General features: G+C 68.4%; 10 protein-coding genes. 1 reads left to right on the forward strand and 9 read right to left on the reverse strand.

What is annotated here, in order from left to right; translation table 11 throughout:
- Positions 1 to 202: 202 nt before the first annotated feature.
- On the reverse strand, positions 203 to 586 hold the full coding sequence (locus tag ACZ5K7_RS44200; RefSeq protein ID WP_351710963.1) for a hypothetical protein: 384 nt from the start codon (positions 584 to 586) through the stop codon (positions 203 to 205).
- Between the two features lie 206 nt (positions 587 to 792).
- The gene (locus ACZ5K7_RS44205; RefSeq protein ID WP_468923420.1) at positions 793 to 1,644 is read right to left on the reverse strand and encodes a thioesterase family protein; all 852 of its coding nucleotides are present in this window, start codon (positions 1,642 to 1,644) and stop codon (positions 793 to 795) included.
- A 173-nt stretch (positions 1,645 to 1,817) separates the two neighbouring features.
- On the opposite strand from ACZ5K7_RS44205, the gene ACZ5K7_RS44210 reads away from it, so the two are divergent.
- Positions 1,818 to 3,047, forward strand: a complete 1,230-nt coding sequence (locus ACZ5K7_RS44210; protein WP_468923423.1) for an alpha/beta hydrolase — start codon at positions 1,818 to 1,820, stop codon at positions 3,045 to 3,047.
- Here the strand turns inward: ACZ5K7_RS44210 and ACZ5K7_RS44215 are convergent.
- The 7 genes from ACZ5K7_RS44215 to ACZ5K7_RS44245 form a co-directional block, all read right to left on the reverse strand.
- A complete protein-coding gene (locus ACZ5K7_RS44215) occupies positions 2,956 to 3,615 on the reverse strand; it encodes a trimeric intracellular cation channel family protein (protein WP_351710957.1) in 660 nt (219 codons plus the stop codon). The two genes, ACZ5K7_RS44210 and ACZ5K7_RS44215, sit on opposite strands and share 92 nt — an antisense overlap.
- A 47-nt stretch (positions 3,616 to 3,662) precedes the next feature.
- Entirely contained in the window at positions 3,663 to 5,054 is a 1,392-nt protein-coding gene (locus ACZ5K7_RS44220) for a M1 family metallopeptidase (RefSeq protein WP_468923427.1), read from the reverse strand.
- A 100-nt stretch (positions 5,055 to 5,154) separates the two neighbouring features.
- Positions 5,155 to 6,555 (reverse strand): ABC transporter ATP-binding protein, encoded by a 1,401-nt coding sequence (locus tag ACZ5K7_RS44225; protein WP_468923431.1) that lies wholly within the window; start codon positions 6,553 to 6,555, stop codon positions 5,155 to 5,157.
- A complete protein-coding gene (locus tag ACZ5K7_RS44230; protein WP_450973512.1) occupies positions 6,552 to 7,643 on the reverse strand; it encodes an ABC transporter ATP-binding protein in 1,092 nt (363 codons plus the stop codon). The genes ACZ5K7_RS44225 and ACZ5K7_RS44230 overlap by 4 nt, the downstream gene beginning before the upstream one ends.
- The gene (locus ACZ5K7_RS44235) at positions 7,640 to 8,647 is read right to left on the reverse strand and encodes an ABC transporter permease (RefSeq protein WP_351707412.1); all 1,008 of its coding nucleotides are present in this window, start codon (positions 8,645 to 8,647) and stop codon (positions 7,640 to 7,642) included. Before ACZ5K7_RS44235 ends, ACZ5K7_RS44230 begins: the two co-directional genes overlap by 4 nt.
- Before the next feature lie 72 nt (positions 8,648 to 8,719).
- Positions 8,720 to 10,474 carry an ABC transporter substrate-binding protein gene (locus ACZ5K7_RS44240; RefSeq protein WP_351710949.1) on the reverse strand — a complete coding sequence of 585 codons (1,755 nt, stop codon included), beginning with the start codon at positions 10,472 to 10,474 and terminating at the stop codon, positions 8,720 to 8,722.
- A gap of 58 nt (positions 10,475 to 10,532) precedes the next feature.
- On the reverse strand, positions 10,533 to 11,531 hold the full coding sequence (locus tag ACZ5K7_RS44245; protein ID WP_351710947.1) for an ABC transporter permease: 999 nt from the start codon (positions 11,529 to 11,531) through the stop codon (positions 10,533 to 10,535).
- Between the last annotated feature and the right edge of the window lie 305 nt (positions 11,532 to 11,836).

Consider the following 11,836-nt stretch of genomic DNA (forward strand, 5'->3'; position numbering starts at 1 on the left):
GAGAAAACCACCCCCCCCCCACCCCCCCCCCCCCCCCCCCCCCCCCCCCCCCACCCCCCCCCCCCCCCCCCCACCCCCCCCCCCCCCCCCCCCCCCCCCCCCCCCTCCCTCCCCCCCCCCCCCCCCCCCCCACCCCCCCCCCACACCCCCCCCCCCCCCCCCCCCCCCCCCCCCCCCCGCCCCTGTCGTGCCACGCCTGGTGTCAGCTCTTCGTGGCCTGCTGGGTCGGAGCCCCGCTGGGCGCCGCACCACCCGCGCCGGGGCCACCCTGGCCGCCGCCGCAACCGCCGCCCTGACCACCGCCGGGGCCGCCCTGGCCGCCGCCGCCCGGACCGCCGCTCGGCATGCCGGTGGGGGTGCCGGTCGGCTTGACGGTGGAGTTGCCCGTGGGCGCACCGGAGGGAGCACCGCTCGGCCGCCCGGAGGCGTTGCCCGTGGGCATGCCCGACGGCGCCTGACAGGACTGCGACTGGCCGGAGTTGCCACTGCCGGAGGACGACGACGAGTCGCCCGAGCCGCACGCGGTCAGCAGCAGCGGAGACACGGCGAGCAGGGCGACCGCGGGGACGAGACGTACACGCTTCATGAGAGACAGCTCCATAAAGGATGAGGGAGTCCTGAGGCGTGGCACTCAACCAACGGCGCTTAGGGCGTACTTGGGCCCGCACTGTCCCCGGCCTGTGATTCGGGTAAAGGGCTGCCCAAGTCACCGCGCTGACCTGCGTCTTTCCGGACAGCCGCGGTTTACTCCCTGGTACACGTCCGTGACAGAACGGGGTCCCGGCGGATACGTCAGCCGAGGCGGACCCGGGCCAACTGGCGCGACTGGGCGACCAGTCGGTCCGTGCTGTCCCAGACCTCGGCGTCCTCCTCCAGGAAGCCGCCGGCCAGGTTGCGGGTGGTGACGGAGACGCGCAGCGGGCCGGGGGCGGGGCGGTGGCGGACGTGGACGGTGAGTTCGACCGTGGGGACCCAGCCCTTGAGACCGATCTCGAAGGCGGTGGGCGGCAGCGCGTCGACCGCCAGGAGCAGGGCGAGGGGGTCGGCGTCACGGCCGTCGGCGAGGCCGAACCAGGAGCGCATCTCACCCTTGCCGGAGGGTGCGCCGAGGGCCCAGCCCAGGGTCGACGGGTCCAGCTTGAGCATCAGGCGTTCGGTGATGGCGGAGCTGCCGTCGACGGGCGCCGGTCCGTCCTCGGGGCCGAAGCACTGGTCCATGGGCGGGATGACGGGCGGGGTCGCCGTGGTGCGGACGTCGTCGGGGAGGGCGGCGAGGTCGCCGTAGGAGGCGAGGACGCGGATGCGTTCGACCTCGTTGCCGTCGTCGTCGTACTGGAAGAGCGAGGCCTGGCCGGTGGAGAGGGTGCGGCCGGTGCGGACGGTGTCCGTGCGGATCACGGCCGGGCCCGGCTGGGACGCGGTCAGGTAGTGCGCGGAGATGGTGAACGGGTCCGGATGCGGCAGGGTGTCCGCGAGAGCCCGGCCGAGGACGGCCATCAGATAGCCGCCGTTGACGGCGTTGATGATGGTCCAGCCGGCCGAGAGGTCGATGTCGTAGACCCCGGGCGCGCGCCGGGTGACCGCGGTGTCCCGGTCGAACTCGCTGTCGCCGATCACGGCTCGCGTGGAAGCTGCTTCTGGCATGGCTGAACAGTACAACAGGAAATTACTAAGCGGTAGCTTTTCCGGTGGGGTGCCGGTCGGTACCGTCATCAGCGGGTAGGGGATCCACTCCGCCGGGTGAGATTCCGGCAATTTCTAGGTAAGTGTCCGGACACGTCCGTAACCCGGAGCCGGGAATTCCCCTCTATGGGGACATGAGCCTCACCGGGACTCCGTTCCTCTACACGACCATCGTCCTGTCCGTGGTCGCCCTCATACTGCCGCTCGTCCTGTGGTCGAGGATGCGCGGGCCCAAGGCCGTACGCGCCGTGGCCAGGGTCCTGATGCTGCTCTTCGCGCAGGCCACCGCGGTCACGCTGATCTTCGTGGTGGTCAACAACCAGAACGACCTGTACGACAACTGGGCCGACCTGCTCGGCACCGGCGACCACGTCCAGCAGGCCGCGAACCTCGGCCAGGACGGGACCGGCGGCATAGCGCTGAAGCGGCTGCCCAAGGTGAGGCAGACCTTCACGGCGGCCGAGGGAGCGGCCATGCACGCGGCGGGCGGGGTACGGGTCACCCAGCTCAAGGGCCGGGTCTCGGGCGTGAACGCCGAGGTCTACGTCTGGCTGCCGCCCCAGTACGACGAACCGGCGTACCGCAACCACCGGTTCCCGGTGGTGGAGCTGCTGCCGGGCTATCCCGGCTCGGCCAAGGCCTGGTTCGGTTCGCTGAAGGTGCACGAGCAGCTGGAGCCGCTGATGAGGAGCGGCAGGGTCGCGCCCTTCATCCTGGTCGCCCCGCGCACCAACCTGCTGGCCGGCGTGGACACCGGCTGCGCCAACATCCCGGGCACGGTGAACGCCGACAGCTGGCTCAGCATCGACGTGCCGAGGATGGTGACCGACAACTTCCGCGCCGCCGCGGCCCCGGCGAACTGGGCGGTCGCCGGCTACTCGGCGGGCGCGCACTGCGCGGTCAAGCTGGCCGTCGCCCACCCGGACCGCTACCGGGCCGCGATCAGCCTGTCCGGCTACAACGACCCGATCGGCGAACGCAATTCACTCGCCGCGCAGAGCGTCGCCCTGCGCGAGCGGAACAACCCCTATCTGCTGCTCCGGAAGGCGGCCGCGCCGCCCCGGATCGCCCTCTACCTGTCCGGTGAGTCCGGCGACGGCTACCAGGCCGGAGTGGCGCTCGAACAGGTCGCCAAGGCCCCGACCACCGTGCACGTGGTGTTCCTGCCGCGCAGTGCGGGCGGCCACAACATGGCGCTGTGGCGTCCCCAGGTGCCGGCGGTCTTCGCATGGCTGACGGTCAACATGGGCCAGAGCCGTGCCCCGTCCGGCACTACTCCTCGCGAACCGTCGTCCGCCGATTCCACGCACGCGGCGCTCGCCAGTGGAACCGCATCGCGAGCAGGCGCAGCACGAAAGCGGTGACGACCGCGAGCCCGCTGGTGAACGGGGTCAGCGCGTCGTAGTGGATGCACAGCGCCACCATCGTCGCCCCGACGATCGCCGGGACCGCGTACAGGTCGCGGTCCCAGCGCAGCAGCGAGGGAACCTCGTTGGCGAGCACGTCCCTGAGCACACCGCCGCCGACCGCGGTGGCGAGCCCGAGGGCGACCGATGCGGTCAGGTTGAGACCGTAGGAGTACGCCTTCGTGGTGCCGGTGACGCAGAACAGGCCGAGGCCGGCCGCGTCGAAGACCAGGACCGACGACTGGATGCGCTCGACGTGCGGGTGCAGGAAGAACACCACGAGCCCCGTGAGCAGCGGGGTGATGAAGTACCCCAGGTCCGTGAAGGCGGCCGGGGGCACCGCCCCGATGATCACATCCCGGAAGATCCCTCCGCCCAGCGCGGTGACCTCGGCGAGCACGGCGATGCCGAAGACGTCGAAGTTCTTGCGGACGGCCAGCAGCGCGCCGGAGATCGCGAACACGAAGATGCCGATGACGTCGAGCGTGTGCTGGACGGAGGGAGAGAAGAGTTGCTGGAGCTGCACCCTGACATTGTGACCTGTCAGGGTGCATGGACCTTACAAAGCCAGGCTTACAGGGCGGGTTTCCCTGGGGTGAACAGCCAGGTCTGGAACAGGTCGTCGAGCTGCTGTCCGGAGACCTTCTCGGCGAGCTGGATGAAGTCGGCCGTGTTCGCGTTGCCGTAGCGGTGCAGCTTCGTCCAGGCGGGGAGGAGCTTGAAGAAGGCGGTGTCCCCGATCCGTTCGCGCAGCATCTGGAGGGTCATCGCACCGCGCTGGTAGACGGCGGAGGCGAACATGGTGTCGCGCTGCGGGTCGGCGACGGTGATCTGCCAGAAGGGGTTGTCGGCGGCGCGGGAGTCGTAGCCGGCCTGGAAGGAGTCGTGGGCCGAGCGTGTGCCCTGGTGCTCCGCCCACAGCCACTGGGCGTAGGTCGCGAAGCCCTCGTTGAGCCAGATGTCCTTCCACTGCGCCACGCTCACCGAGTCGCCGAACCACTGGTGGGCCAGTTCGTGCACGATCGTCGTCTCGTTGCGCACCGCCGAGTAGGCCGGCTTGCTCTGCACCTCCAGCGAGAACCCCGCCTCCGGCATGTCGTCGACGATGGCGCCGGTCTCCTCGAACGGGTACGGCCCGAAGACCTGCGACCAGTAGTCGGTGGCGGCGGCCGTCACGGCGTACACGTCGACGCTGTTGCTGTTCGCGAGGACCGGGTCGATGGCGACGTAGATCGGGATGCCGGAGGGCGTCTTCCCCGTCCGCACGTCGAACTTCCCGATGGTGGCGGTGGCGAGGTAGGTCGCCATGGGCCTGCTCTCGCGCCAATGGCTGTACGTCGAGGCGCCCTTGTCGTACGTCGAGACCAGCCGGCCGTTGGAGACACCGGTCAGGCCCTTCGGTGCCTTGATCCGGATGTCGTAGGTGGCCTTGTCGGAGGGGTGGTCGCTGGACGGGAACCAGGTGGAGGCGGCGTTGGGCTCGCAGGCGACGAAGACGCCGTCGGTGGTCTTCATCCAGCCGTAGTCGGAGCCGAAGACGATGGGGCCGTTGAGGGCCTCGGGTATCCCGCCGTAGGTGACGGAGACGGTGAACTCGTGACCCTTGGACAGCGGGTTCCTCGGCGTGATGGTGATCTCGTCGCCGGTGCGCGTGAACTCGGCGCGTCTGCCGTTCACTTCGACGCGCGTGACCTCCAGCTTCTGGAGGTCGAGATCGAAGGAGGAGAGCTTCTGGGTGGCGCGGGCGGTGAGGGTCGTACGGCCGTCGAGACGGTCGGTGTCCGGGTTGTACGCCACGTCGAGGTCGTAGTGGCGGGCGTCGAAGCCGCCGTTGCCGAGCTGCGGGAAGTAGGGGTCACCGATGCCCGCGGCACCCGGGGTGGGGGCGGGGGCGGCCGCGATGACGAAGGAGGCGGCTGCCGCGGTTGCGACAGCCGCCAGACGTGCCGAACGGGAGAGGCGCATGAGTCGTCCCTTTTGAGTGTGCCGGTCAGCGAACAGACACGGTCGACTCTGCGCCCTCCCGTTAGGACATGTACATGTCTTTACCCAGTTGTGTCATGGGCTACTTGTCCGTTGACTCCTGGGACTTCTGTGACGCGGCTGTGGAGACGTCATCCGTGGCTTCGGCGCTCGACTCCGACTCGGGTGCCGACTCCGACTCGGACGCCGACTCCGGCTCGGGTGCCGACTCCGGCTCCGGCTCCGACTCCGACTCCGGCTCGGATACCGACTCCGGCTCGGGTGCCGACTCCGGCTCGGACGCCGACTCCGGCTCGGACGCCGGCTCCGGCTCGGATGCCGGCGTCGGCTCCGTGGCTTCCGCCGCCGGTTCCGGCGTCTCCTCCAGGACCGCCTGGCCCACCAGCTCCGAGGCCTCCTTCGCCGCGCTCAACAGGACCGTGTCCTGGGGAGCCTGGTCGGCGAAGTTCTCCGGGTGGTGGCAGGCGACCCGCTGACCCGGGCGGAGCTCGATGAGCGCCGGCTCGGTCGTCCTGCAGATCTCCGTGGCCTTCCAGCACCGCGTGTGGAAGCGGCAGCCGGAGGGCGGCGCGATCGGCGACGGGACGTCGCCGCGGAGCAGGATGCGCTCGCTCTTCTGGCCACGCCGCTTCGGGTCCGGGACCGGCACCGCCGACATCAGGGCCTTGGTGTACGGGTGCATCGGCGACTCGTACAGCTTCGGGCTGTCGGCGAGTTCGACGATCTTTCCGAGGTACATCACCGCGACCCGGTCCGAGACGTGCCGGACGACCGAGAGGTCGTGCGCGATGATCACGTACGTGAGGCCCAGCTCCTCCTGGAGGTCGTCCATGAGGTTGACGACCTGGGCCTGGATCGACACGTCCAGCGCGGAGACGGGCTCGTCGGCCACCACCAGCTTCGGCTTCAGGGCGAGCGCACGGGCGATACCGATGCGCTGGCGCTGACCGCCGGAGAACTCGTGCGGGTAGCGGTTGTAGTGCTCGGGGCTCAGGCCCACCAGCTCCAGGAGGCGTTGGACCTCCTTCTTGACCCCGCCCTCCGGCTCGACGCCCTGGAGCCGGAACGGCGCCGAGACGATCGAGCCGATGGTGTGCCGGGGGTTCAGGGAGCCGTACGGGTCCTGGAAGATCATCTGGATGTCGCGGCGCAGCGGGCGCATCTTCGCGGCGGACAGATGCGTGATGTCCTGGCCCTCGAAGGTGACCTTGCCGCCGGTCGGGTCCTGGAGGCGGGTGATGACCCGGCCCATGGTCGACTTGCCGCAGCCCGACTCGCCCACCACGCCCAGGGTCTCGCCCTTGCGCACCTCGAAGTCGATGCCGTCGACGGCCTTCACCGCGCCGACCTGGCGCTGCAGGATGCCCTTCTTGATCGGGAAGTGCTTCTGCAGGCCCTCGACCTTCAGCAGCACTTCACGATCCGACGAGGGCGACGCCTGCTGCGGGATGACGGCGTCATCGGTTTTCTTCGTGTCGCTCACAGCTTCGGCGCAATCTCTTCGGTCCAGATCCGCGTGCGGTCCTCGGCCGAGAGGTGGCAGGCGGACCAGTGACCGCCGTCTACCTGCTGCAGCTCGGGACGGACCGTGCGGGTGACGTTCCCCTTGGGAAGGTCCGCGTACGGGCAGCGCGGGTGGAAGGCGCAGCCCGAGGGGACGTTGATAAGGCTCGGCGGCTGGCCCTTGACCGGGATGAGCCGGTCGGAGGTCTCCCGGTCGATGCGCGGCATCGAGCCCAGCAGGCCCCAGGTGTAGGGGTGCTGCGGCTTCTCGAAGATCTCGTCGACCGGGCCGCGCTCCACGCACCGGCCGCCGTACATCACCAGCACGTCGTCGGCGATCTCGGCCACCACACCCAGGTCGTGGGTGATGAGGATGACCGCGGAGCCGAACTCCTTCTGGAGGTCGCGGATCAGGTCGAGGATCTGCGCCTGGACGGTGACGTCGAGGGCGGTGGTCGGCTCGTCCGCGATGAGCAGTTCCGGGTTGTTGACCAGGGCCATGGCGATCATGGCGCGCTGGCGCATACCGCCGGAGAACTCGTGCGGGTAGCCGTCGACGCGCTTGGCCGGCTCGGGGATGCCGACCCGGTCGAGCATCTCGATGGCGCGGGTGCGGGCGACCTTCTTGCTGACGTTGTTGTGAACCCGGTACGCCTCGACGATCTGGTCGCCGACCTTGTAGTACGGGTGCATCGCGGACAGCGGGTCCTGGAAGATCATCGACATCTCGCGGCCGCGGAGCCGGCGTACCTCGTCCGGGGACGCGTTCACCAGCTCCTTGCCGCCGAGCCAGATCTCGCCGGACATCTGCACGTTCTTGCCGCGGGCGCCGAGCCGGTGCAGGCCCATGACGGCCAGCGAGGTGACGGACTTGCCGGAGCCGGACTCGCCCACGATGGAGAGGGTCTTGCCCTTCTCCAGCGAGAAGCTGAGGCCGTCGACGGACTTGACGATGCCGTCGTCCGTCGGGAAGTGCACCTTGAGGTCTCGGACTTCGAGGAAGGCGTCGGACGGGGCGGCCGGCGTGGGCTCGCCCACGGCGGCGCCGGTCTTGGAGAGTTCGGTCACGAGAGCCTCACCCGCGGGTCGGCGGCCGCGTAGAGCAGGTCCACCAGGAGATTTGCGATGACGACGAAGAAGGCGGCGAGCAGGGTCACACCCAGGATGGGCGGCAGGTCGTTGTCGTCGATCGCCTGCACCGCGTACTGGCCGATGCCGTGCAGTGAGAACACGGTCTCGGTGATCACCGCGCCGCCCAGCAGCAGACCGAGGTCCATGCCGAAGACGGTGATGATCGGGGTGAGCGCGGCGCGCAGTCCGTGCCGGACGACCACCTTGCGCTCGCGCAGGCCCTTGGCGCGGGCCGTACGGATGTAGTCCTCGTTCATCGTCTCCAGCATGCCCGAGCGGGTGAGCCGCGCGTAGATGGCCGAATACAGGAGAGCCAGCGAGCACCAGGCAGGGATGAGGGTGTTGGCCCACTGTGCCGGGTTCTCTGTCAACGGGACGTACGTTCGGCCGAAGATCGGCCATTGATAGGTGAAGAGCAGGATCGCCAGGTTGCCCGTGAAGAACATGGGCAGCGAGACGCCGGCGAGGGCCACACCCATGAAGGTGCGGTCGAAGAAGGAGCGCGGCTTCAGCGCGGAGACCACGCCGATCGCCACACCCGAGACCAGCCACAGGACGGCCGCGCCGAGGGCCAGCGACAGGGTCACCGGCATCCGGGAGGTGAGCTGCGGCCAGACGGCCTGGTGGGTCTTGAAGGAGTAGCCGAAGCACGGCGCGTCACAGTGCACCGTGGTGGGGCCCAGATCATAGGTGGCGCCGGAGACGATCCCCTTGATGAAGTGCCAGTACTGGACGTAGACGGCTTGGTCCAGACCGAGGTTGTGCTTGACCGCGGCGATGTCCGCCTTCGACGGGCTCTTGCCGATGTACTGCTGCGCCAGCTGATCAGCGGTCTGCCCGGCCAGCCGCGGCAGCACGAAGAAGATGGCGAAGGTGACCGCGGAGACGACCAGCAGCAGGATCACCGCTGCGAGCGTCCGACGGAGGATGTACGAGATCACGGGGATCGGCGCTGGTGCCCGCGGGCCTCTCGGCCCGCGGGCACCAATGCCTTCACCTGCCTTCCGGGGCTGCTACTTCGACGCGACGCCGATGTTGAGGTAGTCGTACTGACCGCTGAAGGCCGCGGTGGAGACCAGGTTGGTGAAGGTGGTCGGGCGCGCCAGCAGGACCTTGAAGTACGTCAGCGGCACCAGGGCGGCATCGTCCATGGTCTGCTTGTCGATCTGCGTGTAGAGGCCGTTGCGCGTGGTGTCGTCCTGCGTACCGATCGCCTTCGCCAGCAGGCCGTTGACCGACTTGTTGTCGTACTGCGACAGGTTGGTGTTACCGGACTGGCTGATCGCCTGGCCGTTCAGGATCTGCTGCAGGAAGCCGTAGCCGGACGGCCAGTCGGCACCCCACTGCATCATCATCAGGCCGACGTTCTGCTTGTTGGCGAAGTTCGGGACACCCGCGTAGTCGGTGAAGTACTTGCCCGACGGGTACTGCTTGAGGGTCGCGTTGATGCCGACCTTCTTCAGCGAGTTGATGATCGCCGTGGCGGCGTCGATCTCCTGCGGACGGTCCGAGCGGGCCGTGATGTTGGTGTTGATCGACGTCTTGCCGCAGGCCTGCAGCTGCTCCTTGGCCTTGGCGGCGTCACCCTTGTTGCCGGTGGTGGCGTAGACGTCCGACTTGGTGTAGCCCGGGATGTCCGGCGGCAGCACCGTGGTGGCGACGTCACCGCGGATCGGGCCGCCCTCGGCGGTCTGCACCGAGACCTTGTCGATCGCGTACTCGACGGCCTTGCGGCAGGCGACGTTGTCGAACGGCTTCAGCTTGGTGTTGATCGCCATGTAGACCAGACGGCCACCGTAGGTGTTGTCCGTGTTGGCCTTCTTGGCGGAGTCGGTCAGCACCTGGGCCTGCGTGGCGGCCTGGACGCCCGTGCCGCCGAGGTCGATCGCGTCGCCGGCCAGGACGTCCTTGTCGACCGTCTCCGGGTTGACCTTCAGGTTGACGACGATCTTGTCCGGCAGCTGCTTGCGCAGCGGGTCCGTCTTCGGGTCCCAGTTCTTGTTGCGGACCAGCACGGCCTGCTTGCCGTCCTGGTAGCTCTGGAACTGGTACGAGCCCGAGGACACGATGTTCTTGACGTAGTCGACGCCGTTGTCCTTGGCCTGCGGGACCGGGGCCGTCTGCGGGGCCGAGACCAGGTAGTCGAACTCCTGGAAGGCCTGCTTCAGGTGGAAGACAACCGTGGTGTCGTCCGGGGTCTCGATGGACGAGAGGCCCTTGGCGCTCTTGTCCTTGTAGGGACCCTTGTACTTGTCGCCGCCGACCAGGAACTGCTGGAAGTAGTTCGGGCCGAGGGAGAGCACGTCACGCGCGAAGTTGGAGCGCTCGACGGCGTACTTGACGTCCTTGGACGTGATCGCCGTGCCGTCCTGGTACTTCAGGCCCGAACGCAGCTTGTACGTCCAGGTCTTGCCGCCGTCGCTCGGGACACCCTTGCTCGCGGCGAGGTCCGGGACCAGGGTGTTGCCCTTGGAACCGGGGCCCGGCTCGAACGTCATCAGCGGGCGGGCGTACAGCCGGCTGAAGTTGTACATGTACGCGTAGTACGTGTTACCGGGGTCGAACGAGTCCGGGACGTCGGACAGCTCGTAGGTGACCGTGCCGCCCTTCTTGTCGGACGCGTTGACGACACCCTTGGTAGCCGCGTTGGCCGCGGCGGAGCTGCCGCCACCGTTGCCGTCCTTGTTGTCATCGGCCTTGCTGCACCCTGCAACCAGCAGGGTGGCGGAGCCGATGGCCGCGATCGCGGCCAGCGCTGACCTTCGCATGATGGGTGGGTTCCCCTCCATTGTCGGAAACTTGTCGGGCTCTCGGTGACAGCAGGCGTCAGCGGCTGCGCGGGTCGAGAGCGTCGCGGAGACCATCACCGAGCAGGTTGAACGCCAGGACGGTGATGAAGATGGCAAGGCCGGGCACGATCATGTACTGCGGATCGACCTGGTAGTACGTCACGGCTTCGCGGAGCATGCCACCCCAGGACGCCTGCGGGGGCTGGATGCCGACGCCGAGGAAGCTCAGGGACGCCTCGAAGAGGATGTTGGTCGGGATCAGCAGCGTCGAGTAGACGATGATCGGGCCGACCAGGTTGGGCATCAGCTCACGGAACAGGATGTACGGGCCCTTGGCACCCATGCCGCGGGAGGCGTCGACGAACTCGCGCTCCCGCAGGGCGAGGGTCTGGCCGCGCACGATCCGGCCCAGGTAGGGCCAGTTGAAGAAGCCGATGACGAAGATCAGCACGCTCAGGTGCAGCGGCAGTCCGTTCAGGCCGAACGCGCCGCCCTGGAGGGTGGCGGAGATGGCGATGGCGAACAGCAGGAGGGGGAAGGCGAGGAAGGTGTCCATCAGCCGGCTGATGACCGAGTCGACACGGCCGCCGTAGTAGCCCGCGACGACGCCCATGATCGCGCCGATCACGTTGGACAGGATGGTCGAGCCGAAGGCGACCACCAGCGACACCCAGGAGCCCTCCAGGACGCGGGTGGCGATGTCCCGGCCGAACTTCGGGTCCACGCCGAGCGGGTGGTCCAGGCTCATGCCGCCCCAGCCACCGGTCGGCAGCGAGGTGTTGGCGTCGATCAGGTCCTGGTGGAAGGCGTTGGGGTCAAGGCCGAGCAGGGCCTGGATGGGGCGGGCGAGGATCGCGACGAGGATCAGCAGGACGACAACGATGCCGCCGGCCACGGCGACTCTGTCCTTCTTGAACCGGGTCCAGGCGATCTGCCCGAGGGAACGGCCCTCGATCTGACCCTTGCCGACACCTTCCAGCACAGCCTCCGGCTGCACTTCGGATGCCGCTCCAGTGGTCTCGATCGGTGCGGTCACTGTGGCCCGACCCCTCTCGCCGGCGGTAACCGGCCTACGCCAGCCGCGGATTGCGGCTTTGTCGACTTGCATGATCGCGAGGTTTAAACCTCACGCCTGAGTGGCGAGTCTTCAGCTTTGCCGCGATCACCCGCCAGATCTGACGGAGAAAGTATGCGCAACCGTGATGCAGGCCGAGGGATTCCGTTATCCGAACGGTGGGTAACGGGGGTCGGACGGAGCCAATCACCCCAAGAGGGACGCAATCGACCCTTTTCGCCTTCATCTACGCGCGAAGACGAGGACTGAGCAAGGCTCTCCTGGAC

This window comes from Streptomyces sp. NPDC031497, assembly GCF_055580905.1.